The following is a 16,768-nucleotide window of genomic DNA, read 5'->3' as shown; positions in this document are numbered from 1 at the left end:
GTGGAGAGATCAATTTGACCAGCATGGAACCCGGCAACATCGGTGTCGATCCGCGCCTGAGCTTCGATGACCCGCTTCTGGACGGTCTGTTGATCCTCTGCAAACTCCATGGCGCGACGGTCAGTCGCGCCAGCCTGAGTGCCGGGCTGCCCCTGAACAAGCAGCGCTTGAGCCTGGACCTGTTGCCGCGTGCAGCCGCCCGCGCCAGCTTGCAGGCGCGGGTGCTGCGCCGCGAACTGGCGGACATTTCCGCGCTCAACCTGCCTGTGATGCTGATCCTCAACAACGGCCGCACCGCCATCTTGCGACGCTTCGGCGATGACGGCCGGTTGCTGATTCTACCCAGCGAAGCGGACGGCGGTGAACAATGGGTCGGCCGCGAAGAGCTGGCCGAAAACTACAGTGGCCAGGCGCTATTCGCCCGGCCACGCCATGAACTCGAAGACCTGCGCTCGCCGCTGGTGCCGCGCGTGGAAGCGTGGTTTCGCGACACCTTGAAGCTGTCGAAATGGCTGTACAGCGATGCGATTCTGGCGAGTTTCCTGATCAACCTCTTGGGGTTGATGGTGCCGCTGTTCGTGATGCAAACCTACGACCGCGTGGTGCCTAACCAGGCCACCTCGACCTTGTGGGTGCTGTCGATCGGCTTGCTGATCGGCACCGGTTTCGAACTGGTGTTGCGGGTGGTTCGCGCACACTTGCTGGACACCGCCGGGAAGAAAACCGATGTGATTCTTTCCGCGACCTTGTTCGAACGCATCACCGGCATGGCAATGAAGGCGCGGCCGGCGACCATCGGCGGTTTCGCCCAGAGCATCCATGACTTCCAGGGCCTGCGCGAATTCCTCACCGCCGTCACGCTGACCAGCCTGATCGACCTGCCCTTCGCCGTGCTGATGCTGGTGGTGATCGGCTTGCTCGGCGGCTGGCTGGTGGTGATTCCATTGTTAGCGTTTCCGATTACGATCATTTTTGCGATGGTGATTCAGGTGCGCCTGCGCGACACCGTGCAGAAAAGCCTGAGCCTCGGCGCCGAGCGCCAGGCCCTGCTGATTGAAACCCTCGGCGGCCTGGAAACCCTGAAAGCGTGCAGCGCCGAAAGCGAACGCCAGCACAAATGGGAAAGCACCCACGGCGCCCTCACCCGCCTCGACAGCCATGCGCGCAACCTCTCGGCGCTGGCCACCAACGGCACGCTGTTCATCCAGCAGTTCTCCGGCATGGCGACCATCGTCGCCGGGGTCTACAGCATCATCGCCGGCAACCTCAGCGTCGGTGCGCTGGTGGCGACCTACATGCTCGGCAGCCGCGTACTCGCGCCCTTGGGGCAAATCGCCGGGTTGATCACCCGCTACCAGCAAGCGCAGCTGACCATGAAAAGCACCGATGCGCTGATGTCCTTGCCGCAAGAGCGCGACGCCAACCAGCGGCCGCTGGAGCGTACGCAGCTGCAAGGCGCGATGGATGTCAGCGGCGTGACCTTCCACTACAACGGCCAGAACGCCCCAGCCCTGGCCAACGTCAGTTTCAGCGTCAAACCCGGCGAACGGATCGGCATCATTGGCCGCAGCGGTTCTGGCAAAAGCACCTTGGCGCGCTTGGTGATGGGGTTCTATGCGCCAGAAGAAGGCCAACTCTTGCTCGATGGACTGGACCTGCGGCAACTCGATGTCGCCGACCTGCGCCAGCAAATCGGTTACGTCGCCCATGACCTGCCGCTGTTGGCCGGTAGCTTGCGCGACAACCTGACCCTCGGCGCCCGTTACATCAGCGATTCACGAATGCTCGAAGTCGCCGAGCTGACTGGCGTCACCGAGCTGGCGCGTCAGCATCCGCAAGGGTTTGACCGGCCCGTGGGCGAACGCGGGCAGTTGCTGTCCGGCGGTCAACGCCAGGCCGTGCTGCTGGCCCGGGCCTTGTTGCTGGATCCACCGATCATGCTGCTCGACGAACCCACCAGCGCCATGGACAACAGCAGCGAAGACGTTTTGCGGCAAAAACTCCACGGTTGGGTACAGGGCAAGACCTTACTGCTGGTGACCCACCGCACCTCGATGCTCAGTCTGGTGGATCGGCTGTTGGTGCTGGACAACGGGCGGATCGTTGCCGACGGTCCGAAAGAAGCGGTCATCGATGCACTGCGCAAGGGCCGTGTCGGCTCTGCGGCTGTCTAGGAGCTACCCATGGCCCGTTCATCGTCCGACACGCCACAAGACCGGGGCTACTTCGGCAGCTTCGGCAAAACCGCAGAAAGCGAATTCATGCCGGAAACCGCCGGCGCTTCGCTGCAGGATTCGCCGCGCTGGTCGCGGATCACCGTGTGGCTGGCCGCAGCGCTGCTGATTACCGCGCTGGTCTGGGCCAAGTTTGCAGTGCTGCAAGAAGTCACCATGGGCGAAGGCAAGGCGATCCCATCAAGCAAGATCCAGGTGATCCAGAACCTCGAGGGCGGCATCGTCACCGAGATCTTCGTGCGCGAAGGGCAAATGGTGAACAAGGGCGACACCTTGCTGCGCCTCGATGACACGCGATTCCTGTCGAACAAGGGCGAAAGCGAAGCGGATCGTTATGCGCTGACCGCGCAGGTCGAGCGTCTGTCGGCCGAAGCGGAAGGCCGGCCGTTCAAGCTGTCGCCTGAGGTGATCGCCAAGGCCCCGCAGGTGGCCGAAGACGAGCGCTCGCTGTACGAACAACGTCAGCGCCGGCTGGCCAGCGAGCAACGGACACTGACCGAACAACTGCGGCAAAAGACTCAGGAACTGGCGGAATTCCGTTCCAAACAGGGCCAGTTCAGTTCGAGCCTGGCGTTGCTGCAACAAGAGATGAACATGTCCGCGCCGCTGGTGGGCACCGGGGCAGTTTCACCGGTGGAAATCCTGCGGCTCAAACGCAGCGCGGTGGAGATTCGCGGCTCGCTGAACGCCACGACGCTGGCAATTCCCCGGGCGGAATCGGCGATCAACGAGATCAAAAGCAAGATTGATGAATCGGAACAATCCTTTCGCTCGGACGCGGCGAAAGAGCTGAATGAAAAACGCACCGACCTGTCGAAAATCACAGCGTCGAGCATCGCCATCGATGACCGCGTGACCCGCACCACCGTGGTGTCGCCGGTGCACGGGATTATCAAGATGCTGAAGGTCAATACCATCGGCGGCGTGGTTCAACCGGGCAGCGACATGGTGGAAATAGTCCCCATTGAAGACAACTTGCTGATCGAAGCCAAGGTGCGGCCGCAGGACGTGGCGTTCCTGCATCCGGGGCAGAAAGCGATGGTGAAATTCAGCGCGTACGACTACACGATTTATGGCGGGTTGACGGCCAAGCTGGAGTTGATTGGTGCGGACACGATAACTGATGACAAGGGCAACAGCTTTTATCTGATCCAGGTAAGGACCGACAAGAATCACCTGGGCGGGGATGTGAAACCGTTGCTGATTATTCCGGGGATGGTGGCGACGGTGGATATCATCACGGGCGAGAAAAGTGTGCTGGATTACTTGTTGAAACCGGTGCTGAAAGCACGGACCGAGGCGATGCGGGAACGGTAGATTCGGCCGGAATCTTTATTGACTGTGCAATGGCTATCGCTAGCAGGCTAGCTCCCACAGGGAACTTGGAGTGAACACATGTTTGTATTCACAACTGATCAAATGTGGGAGCTAGCCTGCTAGCGATGGGGCCGGTACAGACAATACTTATCTGTCGCCATGATTGCGCTGGAAGGTCTCCTCCCCCATCGCCGCAATCTGCCCCTCGATCAGCGCCTCGAACGGTTTTAGCAAGGGTTCAAAAGAGATCGGCGCTTCCAGCGTCTGCAACGCCTGGACAATCGCCTCCACCGTCGACAACGCTCCCGGCCCCGGCGCCTTGCGCAGTCGATATCTCGACACCCCACCCTCCGCCAACATCACCCTCGGCAACGCCGCCAGCAACGGATTGAGGTGCAACATCTTGCGCGCCTTGCGCCAGGTGCCGTCCGGGACTACCAGCAAAAGCGGCTGGTCATTCGTGGTGTACGCCTGCAACGGCTGCGCATCGTCGGCAGGAAACAACAATCGCGCCTGATACCCCGGCGGATTCAACAGCGCCGGCAAGTCCTCGAACACCTCACCGACAATCAACTCGGCATTCTTCAAGCCCAACGCGGCGAGTCGCGCCGTGTTCAGCGCATGGTTCACTTCGCTCGGGTGCTGCAGCAGCAACACCCGGGTGCGGCTGTCGAGGCTCGGGATCAACGGGCACAGGCAGTGGGTTTGTGGGCGCAGGCAGCGTGGACACTGGATTCTGGACATGTTCTCAGGCCTGGTTCAGTTGTGCTTTGAGCAGATCGCGGAAAGTCTGGATCAGCGGCTCACGGCTGCGGCCACGGCGCACGATCATCGAGAACGGCGCCTGATAACCGAAGGTCGCGGGCAGCAACACGCGCAAATCGCCCTTGTCCGCCCAGGCCTGGGCGTAGTGCTCCGGCAGGTAACCGATGTAGGCGCCGGACAGCACCAAAATCAGCTGCGCCTCCATACTTTCCACGGTGGCGGCGCTGTGCTTGAAACCGTGACGGGCCAGTTCGGCCTGGCTCCAGTAACCGCGACCCACCATGCGCTGCTGGGTAATGACTTGCTCGGGGATGCGCCGTTCGGTGAACAGCGGATGACGGCTGCTGCAATACAGCCAGTGTTGTTCGCGGTAGAGCGGCATGTAGACCAGACCGCTCATGCGCGTGGAAAACGCACCGATGGCGAGGTCAAGACGGTTGTCCTGTACGCCGAGCTGCAATTCGTAGGGACTCATGACCGACAGGTGTAAATGCACGGCCGGGTGTTCCTGGCTGTAGGCGCCGATGGCTTCGGCGAACGGCAAGGCCTTGTCGCTGACGGTGGAGTCGATCACACCCAGGTTCAGCGTGCCGCGCAATTCGCCCTTCAACGCCGCCGCGTATTGCTCGAAGCCTTCGAGTTCGCCGAGCAGACGCAGGGTTTCCTGATGGAACAACTCGCCTTTGCTGGTCAGGCTGAAACCGCCGCGACCGCGATGGCAGAGCACCAGGCCAAGGGCCGCTTCGAGCTGGCTCATGTAGGTGCTGATGGCCGAAGTCGAGAGGTTGAGCTCTTGCTGGGCGTTGGCGAACCCCTGATGACGCACCACGCTGACGAAGATGCGTAACAGTTTCAGGTCGGGTAAAGCGTTGGCCATGGGGGCTCCGGCAAAAGCACATGTAGACGATGAGGTCTTGTAGCAGCTGCCGAGCCTGCGAGGCTGCGTTCGGCTGCGCAGCAGTCGTGAAATCAGGCGACGCGGTGTTTCAGGATAACCTCGCGCTCAGGTTTACGACTGCTGCGCAGCCGAACGCAGCCTCGCAGGCTCGGCAGCTGCTACATAAGCATTGCGAGTCTATCGCCGTCATCTGCATTAGTTTAGAAAAATCTGAACTAAGTATTTGCCCGTAGCGATTCTTCCCGGCCACTACATTTCGCAGAATCGGCCCCTAACGGTGCCCGAACCTCCCCGGAGCGGCGCAACCGACATAAATAAAACAACGACGATGAGGCCTTACCCGTGGACAAGATTCTTCACCAACCACTGGGCGGCAATGAAATGCCGCGCTTCGGCGGCATCGCCACCATGATGCGACTCCCCCATTTGCCTACCGCTGCCGGCCTGGATGCTGCCTTTGTTGGCGTTCCGCTGGACATCGGCACCTCGCTGCGCCCCGGCACTCGCTTCGGACCTCGCGAAATCCGCGCTGAATCGGTGATGATCCGCCCGTACAACATGGCGACCGGCGCTGCGCCGTTTGACTCGCTGTCGGTTGCCGACATCGGCGACGTGGCGATCAACACGTTCAACCTGTTGGACGCCGTACGGATCATCGAAGAATCCTACGACGCCATCCTCGAACACAACGTGATCCCGCTGACCCTGGGCGGCGACCACACCATCACCCTGCCGATCCTGCGTGCGATTCACAAAAAGCACGGCAAGGTCGGTCTGGTGCACATCGACGCTCACGCCGATGTGAACGATCACATGTTTGGCGAGAAAGTCGCCCACGGCACCACGTTCCGTCGCGCGGCCGAAGAAGGCCTGATCGACTGCGACCGCGTGGTGCAAATCGGCCTGCGCGCTCAGGGTTACACCTCCGAAGACTTCAACTGGAGCCGTAAACAAGGCTTCCGTGTCGTTCAGGCTGAAGAGTGCTGGCACAAATCCCTGGCCCCGCTGATGGCTGAAGTCCGCGAGAAAGTCGGTGGCGGTCCGGTGTACCTGACATTTGACATCGACGGCATCGACCCAGCCTGGGCACCAGGCACCGGCACCCCGGAAATCGGTGGTCTGACGACCATTCAGGCGATTGAGATCATTCGCGGCTGCCAAGGCCTCGACCTGATCGGCTGCGATCTGGTAGAAGTCTCGCCCGCTTACGACACCACCGGCAACACCTCGCTGCTGGCCGCCAACCTGCTGTACGAAATGCTCTGCGTACTGCCTGGCGTGGCCCACCGCTGAGGATCGGTCATGACCGAACGTGATCAGGTTTTGAAAGCCGCCGCCGATCTGGTGTCAGCCTTCGCCCGTAACGATCGCGAAGCCTACTTCGGCGCGTTCAGCGCCGATGCCAGCTTCGTGTTCTACACCCTCGAGCAGCCCCTGCTGTCGCGCGATGCCTATCAGGCGTTGTGGGACACCTGGCGCGCCGAGGATGGCTTCGAGGTGCTTGCGTGCACGTCAAGCAACGCTTTCGTCAGCCTGCAAGGTGACGTGGCGATTTTCATCCATGACGTGGCCACCGAGCTGCGCATGCAAGGGGAGCAACACTTCAGCCAGGAGCGCGAGACGATTGTGTTTCGCCGACAACAACAAGGCCTATGGCTGGCCTGCCACGAACATTTGTCCGCGATGCCGGAAGGGCTGCCACCCCCTTAGCCAAACAGGTGACGCTCACACACGATGAGCGCGCCTTTATGATCGGAGCTGATCATGAATAACAACAACAAAGACCAAAGCCTTACGCAGATTGAAACCCACGGGGTCGAACAGATCCCGGACAACGAACGCACCGCAGGCCCGACGGACTTGTTCCGGATGATCTTCGGCGGTTCCAACACCTTTGCCACCGCCGTGCTCGGCAGTTTCCCGGTACTGTTCGGCCTGTCTTTTCAGGCCGGCGTCTGGGCGATTGTGCTGGGCGTGTTGCTGGGCTCGCTGATCCTCGCGCCAATGGGCCTGTTCGGGCCGCTCAATGGCACCAACAACGCCGTGTCTTCCGGTGCGCACTTCGGCGTACACGGGCGGATCGTCGGTTCATTCCTGTCGCTGCTGACCGCCATCGCCTTCTTCTCGCTCTCGGTGTGGAGTTCGGGTGATGCGCTGATCGGTGGTGCGAAACGCCTGATCGGCCTGCCGGAAACCGACCTGACCCTGGGCCTGGCCTACGGTCTGTTCGCGATTCTGGTGCTGACGGTTTGCATCTATGGCTTCCGCTTCCTGTTGTGGGTGAACAAGATTGCGGTGTGGAGCGCCAGTCTGCTGTTCCTGCTGGGCATCTTCGCGTTCGTCGGGCCCTTCGATGTGAACTACGCCGGCACCGTCAGCCTGGGCCAACCGGGTTTCTGGGCCGCCTTCATCGGCGCCGCACTGGTCGCGATGAGCAACCCGATTTCCTTCGGCGCGTTTCTCGGTGACTGGTCGCGCTACATCCCGCGTGACACCTCCAAGCGCCGGATCATGGCCGCCGTGGTGATCTCGCAGATCGCCACGTTCATCCCGTTCCTGTTCGGCCTCGCCACCGCCACCATCGTGGCGATCAAGGCACCGGACTACATCGCGGCCAACAACTACGTCGGTGGTCTGCTGGCGGTCTCGCCGAGCTGGTTCTTCCTGCCGGTGTGCCTGATTGCGGTGATCGGCGGTATGTCCACCGGCACCACCTCGCTCTATGGCACCGGGCTGGACATGTCCAGCGTGTTCCCTCGGGTGCTGTCGCGGGTCAAGGCGACCTTGCTGATCGGCGTGATGTCGATTGCCTTCATCTTCATCGGGCGCTTTGCGGCGAACCTGGTGCAGAGCGTGTCGACCTTCGCCGTGCTGATCATCACCTGCACCACCCCATGGATGGTGATCATGATCATCGGCCTGCTGGTGCGCCGCGGCTTCTACTGCCCGGATGACCTGCAAGTGTTCACCCGCGGCGAGAAAGGTGGCCGCTACTGGTTCACCCACGGCTGGAACTGGCGTGGGCTGGGTGCCTGGATCCCGAGTGCACTGGTGGGTTTGTGCTTTGTGAACCTGCCGGGGCAATTCGTTGGCCCACCGGGCGAACTGGCGGGCGGCATCGACATCAGCCTGCCTGTGACCCTCGGCCTCGCGTCGCTGGTGTACCTGACGCTGCTGAGCCTGTTCCCGGAACCGGCTGCGGTGTTCGGGCCGAATGATGCACGTAGCAAGGGCAAGGATTCGCTCGGTAAACCGGCGCTGCGACAAGCCGCCTGATTCAACACATTACCTGTGATCAACGCAATACCTGTGGGAGCGTGGCTTGCCCGCGAAGGGGGCGGCACATTCAACATCGATGTTGACTGACACATCGCCTTCGCGGGCAAGCCACGCTCCCACAGGGATTGATGTTCCCACAGGGATTGATTTTCGCCTCACCATAAAAAAGACAATCGGAGACACGCCATCATGGCTTTGGATTTATTCGTCGTACTCATCTACGCCGCCGCGATGCTGATACTCGGCTACTTTGGCATGCGCAAGGCCAAAACCAACGAAGACTACTTGGTCGCCGGTCGAAACCTCGGTCCGGGCCTGTACATGGGCACCATGGCCGCCACCGTTCTGGGTGGCGCGTCCACTGTGGGCACCGTGCGCCTGGGTTATGTTCATGGCATTTCCGGTTTCTGGCTGTGCGCCGCACTGGGTTGCGGGATCGTGGCGCTGAACCTGTTCCTCGCCAAACCGCTGCTGAAACTGAAGGTATTCACCGTTACCCAGGTGCTGGAAAAGCGCTATAACCCAATGGCTCGTACGGCGAGCGCGACCATCATGCTGGCCTATGCACTAATGATCGGCGTGACGTCGATCCTGGCGATCGGCACCGTTCTGGAAGTGCTGTTCGGCTTGCCATTCTGGGTCTCGATACTGCTCGGCGGTGGTGTGGTGGTGATTTACTCGACCATCGGGGGCATGTGGTCCCTGACCCTGACCGACATCGTCCAGTTCGGTATCCAGACCGTGGGCCTGATGTTCCTGTTGCTGCCGATTTGCCTGTACCGTGTCGGTGGCTGGGATCAACTGGTTGCCCAATTGCCAGCCGCCAGCTTCAGCTTCACCAGCATCGGCTGGGACACCATCATCACCTACTTCATGATCTACTTCTTTGGCATCCTGATCGGTCAAGACATCTGGCAACGGGTGTTCACCGCACGAAGCGAGAAAGTCGCCAAGTACGCGGGTACGTCTGCCGGGATCTACTGCATTGTCTACGGCCTGGTGTGTGCGCTGATCGGCATGGCCGCTCATGTGCTTATTCCGGACCTGGACAACGTCAACAATGCCTTTGCCGCCATCGTCAAAGTGTCCCTGCCGGACGGTATCCGCGGCCTGGTAATCGCTGCAGCACTGGCGGCCATGATGTCCACCGCCAGCGCCGGCCTGCTCGCCGCATCCACCACCCTCAGTGAAGACCTGCTACCGAAGCTGCGTGGCGGCAAGCAATCGAACGTGAACGTTAACCGCCTGTTTACCCTGCTGACCGGCATTGCGGTACTCGGCATCGCTTTGGTGGTGAACGACGTAATCAGCGCATTGACCCTGGCGTACAACCTTTTGGTGGGCGGCATGCTGATCCCGTTGATGGGGGCTATCTACTGGAAACGCGCCACTACGGCCGGCGCGATCACCAGTATGGCTCTGGGCTTCGTCACCGCGCTGGTGTTCATGTTCAAGGACGGTATGGACGCCAACACCCCGATCTACTACAGCCTCGGCGTTAGCCTGGTGAGCTTCGTCGTGGTCAGCTTGCTGTCCCGTCGTCCGACAGCGGTGGCGAGCGCCATCTAAGCTGAACATAACGACTTGATGCTTTCTTCGACGGGTGTGGCGTCGGTTGCCACACCCGTTTTTTTCGTCTGAAGGAAACTGCTTATGAAGATCGTCAGCCGCGATCAGTGGTTCGAGGTCAAACAGCTCAGTGACGGCATTCGGCTGATTCACGAGCCTTACATCCGGCCCTTCTATCGCTGCAACCTCTGGCACATTCAGGGCCGCGACAGGGACTTGCTGCTGGACAGCGGTTCCGGGCTGGTCAGTCTGCGCGAGCAACTGCCGTGGATCACCGAGCGGCCCTTGGTGGCGGTGGCCAGTCATTGCCATTTCGACCACATTGCCGGGCATCACGAATTTTCCGAACGCCTGGTGCATCCAGCCGAGGCCGACATCCTGGCGGCACCTGACGGCGAAAACGATTTGAGCCGGGCGTTTGTCGGCGACGAGATGTTCGAGGCGCACCCGGACTGCCCGTTGTGCTACGCCGAATACCGGGTCAAAGCCGCGCCGGCCACTGGGATGATTGAAGAAGGCGACGTGCTGGATCTGGGCAATCGGGTGCTGCAAGTGCTGCACACGCCGGGGCATTCACCGGGTGGCATCAGCCTGTATGAAGCCGCGACCGAGACCTTGTTCAGCGGGGACATCATCTACGACGGGCCGCTGATCGAAGACGCCTACCATTCCAATCTCGACGACTACGCTCGCAGCCTGCAACGCCTGCGCGCGTTGCCGATACGCACGGTGCACGGCGGGCATTTCGGCAGTTTTTCCGGGGATCATTTGCGCACGATGATTGACGAGTGGCAGCGCTCACACGCCTGAAGACTGCTGTACTCAAGCACAGGGAAAACAACAATAACGCCCTCGAAGACAACCATGAAAAGAGCTGCCGTTCGTGCTGCCGTGCATCGCTTCATCAGCCGCCTGTTGGAGAGTCAGGATGACTTCGACGACAACGCCAGCCTGGCGCAGTTGGGATTGGATAAACAGGATATTGAAGAGCTGATCTTCCATCTGGAAGATGAGCTGGGGTTGACGGCATTTACGGCGCAAGAAGACCGGATGCTCAAGGACGCCAGGACGGCGAATGATTTGAGTCGGTTTTTGGTGGAGATTGGGCGGGATTGAATCCGAATGTCCAACACGCTCTGGTGGTGAACAGTGGACCTGTGGCGAGGAGATTTATCCCCGTTGGGCTGCGGAGCAGCCCCAAGACCATTCAACCGGGTGGTATCTGCCTGACCGCGTCAAGCTATTTACGACTGCTTCGCAGCCGAACGGGGATAAATCCCCTCGCCACAACAAGCCCGCTCGTCACGGGCCCTGTGTTGGCAGTCACCGACGGCGCTGCTGGCGTCGGCGCTGTTCGTCATCAGTGCGAATAGGCACAGGTTGCAGAGGCGGCTCGATCAAACCGAGTGCAACACCCAGATCGTGCAGCCAGTTTTGGATTTTCTCTTTCATGGTGCCCCCTTCAGGGTAGTGCCGAGCGGCTGAAATTCTGTAGCCCCTTCGCACTGATAATAGTCCGAAGTCCTACGCAATGCTCGGCCAAATCCGCAATGATCTGTTACTGAATGGATCAAAATACCTGACCGATAGTTCAAGCAATCGCCGCAGCCTGCATCGGCGCCGATGGATAGATCGCCTGTTGCTGCTCAATCCATGCGTTCAGATTGGCCCCGACCATGCCCTTGCGCCACATCAGCCAGGTCGTCGCGTGGGCAAACGGTTCCGCCAAGGGGTGCACCGCCACGCTTTCGCGGCCCGGCAGGCTGGCAAGCATCGACTCCGACATCAGCGCCACGCCCGAGCCGGCAATCACACAAGCCAGCATGCCCGGATAGGATTCAATCTCCATCGCCCGGCCCATGGCCGCGTGGTCATGGGCGAACCAGGCTTCAAGGCGCATTCGGTAGGAACAGCCCTGACGAAAGGTAAACACCGAGCGCCCTTCGACATCCAGTGCGCTGCGCACCGGCGGGTGATCGGCCTCGCTGATAAGCACCAGCCGCTCGTCGCACAACGGCACACCGTCCAGGCCGGCCAACTCCAGCGGGCCGTCCACTAGCGCCGCGTCGAGACGACCGGTGAGTAAACCTTCAAGCAATTCGCCGCTGGGCCCGGACTGCACTTGCAGGTTCACCGCCGGATACGTGCGGTGATAACGCGCCAGTAGTCCCGGCAAATGAATCGCCGCCGTGCTGTACATGGTGCCCAGCACAAAGTCCCCGGCCGGTTGCCCGCCCTGCACTGCTGCCTGGGCTTCGTCGCGCAAGCTGAAGAGTTTGGCGGTGTAGTCCAGCAGGACTTTTCCCGCAGGCGACAATTGCAGGCGCTGACGCTCGCGGACGAAAAGCTCTACACCAAGCTGCTCTTCAAGTTGCTTGAGCCGCGTCGACAGGTTCGATGGCACCCGGTGCAATCGTTCGGCAGCACGGGTGATCGAGCCCTCTTGCGCCACGGCCTGGAAGATTCGTAACTGGCTGAACTCCACGATCTTCTCCAAATCAGAACAAGTTACTCACTATTATTCATTTTTAAAGAAAGTCAATCAGTCCTAGCCTGACGGTCATTGATCCTTTGCCGGAATCCAGACCATGTCTCCCTTGATTCGCTTACTCGCCAGTTTTATTGCCCTGATGATGGCCATGGGCATCGGGCGTTTCGCCCTCACGCCGCAAATGCCGCACTTGCTCAGCGAAGGTCAGATCGACCTGACTGCCGCCGGTCTGATTGCCGCCGCCAACTACCTCGGCTACTTCGTCGGCGCCGTGGACGCCATGTTCTCTCGCCGTCCCGAACAAGTTCGTCGGCGACTGCTCGGTGGGTTGTGGCTGTGTGTGCTGCTGACGCTGGCGTCGTTCTGGGCCAACGGGTTCTGGTCGCACCTGGTGCTGCGATTCGGTACCGGCGTGGCCAGCGCCTGGGTGCTGGTGATGATCACGGCGTTGAGCCAGCCACTGGCAGCGGCAGCCGGCCGCCCACGACTGGGCGCCCAGGTATTTGCCGGACCGGGCTTGGGGATTTTTCTCACAGGAATGTTGGCGTTGGGCTCGCACCTGCTGGGGCAGACGTCTGCAACCCTGTGGCTGGTGTATGCCGGTGTCGCATTGGCAATGCTGCTGGGGATTCTGCCGTTTTTGCCGCAATCGACCGCGACTGCGGTTGCCGCACCGAGCACAGCCACTTCGAACCAGCGAGGCATTGGTCGTCTAGGTGTGATCTACGGGTTGTACGGCTTGGGCTACATCATCCCCGCCACGTTCCTTTCGCAAATGGCCAGCGCACAGTTCCATGGCCAATGGCAGGCCGACCTGTTCTGGCCGAGCTTCGGCCTGGCGTCGGCTATCGGGGTGGTGCTGGTCAGCCTGCGTCGGCAAACCCCGAATGGCACTCGTCACTGGCTGATGGTGACGCTGTGGCTGCAAGCCGCCGGCGTCTTTGCCTGCTTGTTGGGCAGCGGGTCGGGCCTGGCGCTGGGGGTGATTCTTTGCGGCACGCCGTTCCTGGCCTGCATGCAATTGGTGATGCAACGCTCCCGGGAACTGGCGCCCCACGCTACTCAACGCAACGCCGGGATGCTAACGGCCTGCTTTGCCGTGGGTCAGCTCGCCGGACCGTTGCTGGCAGCGCTGAGCAGCCATTTCAGTGGTGGTTTGCAGCCAGCGCTGGTGGTTGCCGGCAGCGGCTTGCTTGTCGCCGGTGGGTTGTTACTGCGTCCCGTCACTGCTGCCCAAGGGCTTTGCGCAAACGACGGCGCACCCACTGCTCAGCGCTGACAAACGTGATGCCCAGCAGCACCAGCACCGCGCCGATGACGAAGTTCAGGCTCAGCTCTTCACCCAGCAACACCACGCCGAACGTGACGCCGAACAGCGGCGTCATGAACGAAAACACCGCCAGGTTCGCCGCCAGATAACGGCGCAACAACCAGAACCATGTCAGGTAGCTGAAGAACGACACCACCAATCCCTGGAACAGCACGCTGGCCACCGCGACGGTGGTCAGGCTGACATGGGTTACTTGGCCGCTGAGGATCGCGATCAGCAGCAAACCGACGAAGCCGACGATCAGTTGATAGAACAGTGTCAACGTGACCGGGGCTTCTGACAGTCGCGAAGCGCGCACCACCACCGTGGTCGCGCCCCAGGATGCGCCGGCCAGCACGCCCAACGCATCACCCATCAGCATGCGGTGATCGAGGTTGTCCCAGGACACGCCGCCGGCAAACGCGATGGCGATCCCGACGAAGGCAAGGAAAATCCCCAGCCATTGCACCGGCCTCAGACGTTCGCTCGGCAGCAGCCAGTGCACGCCCAACGCGGTAAAAATCGGCGCGGTGTAAAGGAACACCGACATATGCGCTGCCGTGGTCAGTTGCAAACCTTCGGAAATGAAAAAGAACTCCAGACCAAACAACGCACCGGCCAACAAGCCACCGCGCCAGGTGCTGCTGACCTGGTCCCAGCCACCCTTCCAGCAGATCAACAGTCCTACAAGCAGCGCGGAAATACCCGACCGCCCCGCCGCCTGCATGACCGGTGCGATGTCGGGCGCCGCCCATTTGATCATCACCTGCTGCACGCCCCAGATCAGGCACAACCCGATCATCACTTGCAGGGCAAACCCATCGGCGCTACGCCGGGTGGCGTTCACCGGAAGCCCTCGAAAACACAATCCATGGCAGGGACTCGACAGTAAAAAGTAAAGCCCCAGCTCAAGGCTGGGGCGAAAAATTATGCTGTCGATTATTAACCAGATGGCCAGAAAATGCCGCCTGTAAGAGATAGGCCGGTTAAAGGCAATTCCTGTGGGAGCGGGCTTGCTCGCGAAGCCGGTGTGCCAGACAACATCAATGCTGACTGACCCGACCCCTTCGCGAGCAAGCCCGCTCCCCCAGGGGGTTGCGTTATCCCGCGGTGGCAACCGCTGCCGTTTGATGGGTTTGCTCGCGCCAAGCCAAAACGAAGTAAATCGCGCCACCGAGGAAGCAACCCGTGAACCAGGCAAAATTGGCCATCGGTTGCAGCACCGGGGTGAAGGTGATCGCCACGCCCATGAGGGTTGCAGGAATCAGCGCTTTCACCGCGGTCCAATTGACCCCGCCGCTGTAGTAATACTGACCGTTGGGGCCGTCATCAAACAGCGCATCGACATTGATCTGCTGCTTTTTGATCAGGTAGTAATCCACCAACAGAATCCCGAACAGCGGGCCGATGAAGGCCGCCAGTACGTCGAGGGTGTAGTGAATCACTTCCGGGTTGTTGAACAGGTTCCACGGGGTGATGAAAATCGAGGCCACCGCCGCAATCATCCCGCCCGCACGCCAGCTGATTTTGCTCGGGGCTACGTTGGCGAAATCGAATGCCGGGGACACGAAGTTGGCAACGATGTTGATGCCGATGGTCGCGGTGACAAAGGCGAAGGCACCGAGCAGCACGGCAACACTGTTGTCGATGCGCGCCACGGTGGCGATCGGGTCGTGCAGCATTTCACCGAACACCGGCAAGGTGCCGGAAACAATGACCACGGTGACCAGGGAAAAGGCGAGAAAATTGACCGGCAAGCCCCAGAAGTTTCCACGCCGCACGTCCTTCATGCTGCGGCAATAGCGACTGAAGTCACCGAAATTCAGGGTAGGGCCGGAAAAGTACGACACCACCAGCGCCGTGGCGACAATCACTTGTCCGAACGCTTCCCAGCCGGACAGGGATTTTTCCGCAAGGGTGAAACTGATGTTGCTCCAGCCGGCCTGCCAGACGATCCAACCGGCGAGCATGAACATCACGCCGTAAACCACCGGACCTGCCCAATCGATGAAACGTCGGATCGACTCCATGCCGGCCCAGAACACCATCGCCTGTAAGCACCACAGGCTGAGGAAACCGAACCAGCCAAGGTAGGACAAACCGGCAAAATGCGGTTCGGCGTAGGCCGCCATTGCAGGAAAGAATCGCAACACGACGATGATCAAGGCGCTGGACGCAAGGTACGTCTGAATCCCGTACCAGGCCACGGCGATCAGGCCGCGGATGACCGCAGGAATATTCGCTCCGAACACGCCGAAGGCCAGGCGACAGATTACCGGGTACGGCACCGCCGCTTGCTGGCTCGGCCTGGCCACCAGATTGGCGATCAGTTGCACGATGCAGATTCCGCCAAGCAACGCGATCAACACCTGCCAACTGGCCAGGCCCAGGGCGAACAGGCTGGCGGCGAACACATAACCCCCGACGCTGTGCACATCGCTCATCCAGAAAGCGAAGATGTTGTACCAGTTCCATTTCTGCGGCACCGGCCCCAAGTCCTGGTTATACAGGCGGGGGCTGTAGCCGTTGGGCAATTGCTCGGTCATCGCGGGACTCCTTGAAGCAGCCCCCGGAATTGATGCGGCGACCACACTGCGCACGGGAGCTGGCGTGGTTTGTATACGAGTTGCTACGCAGAATGCGTGCCATAGGCATTGAATGTGTGACAAGTCGCGGCTTTCACACGAGGCAGAGCGAGGTCTCAGACAGATCTCGGCGTAGATAACGCCCATCAACAGGGCATGAATGCCTGCATTCAGTGCAAATTTATCTGTATACAACTTGGATGAGTGCTGCTGTGCGGGCAATCGCGGGCAAGCCCGCTCCCACAAGGATATTCGTCGCCATGAACATCTTCGGCTCAACACAAATCCACTGTGGGAGCGGGCTTGCCCGCGAAGGCGTCA

The 16,768-nt window shown here is 60.6% G+C and carries 15 protein-coding genes; 9 read left to right on the top strand and 6 right to left on the bottom strand.

Translation table 11 applies throughout. The features are described 5' to 3' along the window. The first annotated feature begins 14 nt into the window (after positions 1-14). Together ACA060_RS07395 and ACA060_RS07390 are read left to right on the top strand one after the other, a co-directional pair. On the top strand, positions 15-2,174 hold the full coding sequence (locus tag ACA060_RS07395; protein WP_109628513.1) for a type I secretion system permease/ATPase: 2,160 nt from the start codon (positions 15-17) through the stop codon (positions 2,172-2,174). A 9-nt stretch (positions 2,175-2,183) separates the two neighbouring features. Continuing rightward, positions 2,184-3,551: an HlyD family type I secretion periplasmic adaptor subunit gene (locus ACA060_RS07390; RefSeq protein WP_109628512.1), complete on the top strand. Its 1,368-nt coding sequence runs from the start codon at positions 2,184-2,186 to the stop codon at positions 3,549-3,551. Positions 3,552-3,698: 147 nt separating this feature from the next. On the opposite strand, the gene ACA060_RS07385 is transcribed toward ACA060_RS07390, so the two are convergent. Both ACA060_RS07385 and ACA060_RS07380 read right to left on the bottom strand, forming a co-directional pair. After that, positions 3,699-4,295: a tRNA-uridine aminocarboxypropyltransferase gene (locus ACA060_RS07385; RefSeq protein ID WP_497316347.1), complete on the bottom strand. Its 597-nt coding sequence runs from the start codon at positions 4,293-4,295 to the stop codon at positions 3,699-3,701. Positions 4,296-4,299: 4 nt separating this feature from the next. Next, complete coding sequence (locus ACA060_RS07380; RefSeq protein WP_007945995.1) at positions 4,300-5,193, bottom strand: LysR family transcriptional regulator; 894 nt, start codon at positions 5,191-5,193, stop codon at positions 4,300-4,302. Between the two features lie 363 nt (positions 5,194-5,556). Here ACA060_RS07380 and speB point away from each other — a divergent pair, with 363 nt between their 5' ends. From speB to ACA060_RS07350, 6 genes are all read left to right on the top strand, one after another. Continuing rightward, complete coding sequence (speB, locus tag ACA060_RS07375; RefSeq protein ID WP_010462004.1) at positions 5,557-6,507, top strand: agmatinase; 951 nt, start codon at positions 5,557-5,559, stop codon at positions 6,505-6,507. Positions 6,508-6,516: 9 nt separating this feature from the next. Next, positions 6,517-6,924 (top strand): YybH family protein, encoded by a 408-nt coding sequence (locus tag ACA060_RS07370; protein ID WP_010462006.1) that lies wholly within the window; start codon positions 6,517-6,519, stop codon positions 6,922-6,924. Between the two features lie 54 nt (positions 6,925-6,978). Further along, positions 6,979-8,490: a purine-cytosine permease family protein gene (locus tag ACA060_RS07365; RefSeq protein ID WP_497316345.1), complete on the top strand. Its 1,512-nt coding sequence runs from the start codon at positions 6,979-6,981 to the stop codon at positions 8,488-8,490. A gap of 192 nt (positions 8,491-8,682) precedes the next feature. Continuing rightward, positions 8,683-10,062 (top strand): sodium:solute symporter family protein, encoded by a 1,380-nt coding sequence (locus ACA060_RS07360; protein ID WP_497316343.1) that lies wholly within the window; start codon positions 8,683-8,685, stop codon positions 10,060-10,062. 84 nt (positions 10,063-10,146) lie between these two features. Then, positions 10,147-10,872, top strand: coding sequence for an MBL fold metallo-hydrolase (locus ACA060_RS07355; RefSeq protein ID WP_497316341.1), 726 nt, complete (start codon positions 10,147-10,149; stop codon positions 10,870-10,872). Between the two features lie 54 nt (positions 10,873-10,926). After that, entirely contained in the window at positions 10,927-11,178 is a 252-nt protein-coding gene (locus ACA060_RS07350) for an HAD family hydrolase (RefSeq protein WP_109628507.1), read from the top strand. A 207-nt stretch (positions 11,179-11,385) separates the two neighbouring features. Here ACA060_RS07350 and ACA060_RS07345 read toward each other — a convergent pair whose 3' ends face one another. Beyond that, on the bottom strand, positions 11,386-11,514 hold the full coding sequence (locus ACA060_RS07345) for a PA1414 family protein (RefSeq protein ID WP_007914492.1): 129 nt from the start codon (positions 11,512-11,514) through the stop codon (positions 11,386-11,388). 139 nt (positions 11,515-11,653) lie between these two features. Then, a complete protein-coding gene (gene ptrR, locus ACA060_RS07340; protein ID WP_109635971.1) occupies positions 11,654-12,547 on the bottom strand; it encodes a putrescine utilization regulator PtrR in 894 nt (297 codons plus the stop codon). Positions 12,548-12,650: 103 nt separating this feature from the next. Here ptrR and ACA060_RS07335 point away from each other — a divergent pair, with 103 nt between their 5' ends. After that, a complete protein-coding gene (locus tag ACA060_RS07335; protein WP_497316338.1) occupies positions 12,651-13,832 on the top strand; it encodes an MFS transporter in 1,182 nt (393 codons plus the stop codon). On the opposite strand, the gene ACA060_RS07330 is transcribed toward ACA060_RS07335, so the two are convergent. Next, the gene (locus tag ACA060_RS07330; protein ID WP_109628505.1) at positions 13,777-14,709 is read right to left on the bottom strand and encodes a DMT family transporter; all 933 of its coding nucleotides are present in this window, start codon (positions 14,707-14,709) and stop codon (positions 13,777-13,779) included. The genes ACA060_RS07335 and ACA060_RS07330 overlap by 56 nt on opposite strands. Positions 14,710-14,962: 253 nt before the next feature. Then, entirely contained in the window at positions 14,963-16,408 is a 1,446-nt protein-coding gene (locus ACA060_RS07325) for an NCS1 family nucleobase:cation symporter-1 (RefSeq protein WP_497316336.1), read from the bottom strand. Positions 16,409-16,768 lie beyond the last annotated feature (360 nt).

It is taken from the genome of Pseudomonas sp. LBUM1671 (assembly GCF_059695685.1).
The sequence above is the reverse complement of the archived record's forward strand: the minus strand, read 5'-3'. Positions and strand labels throughout refer to the sequence as shown.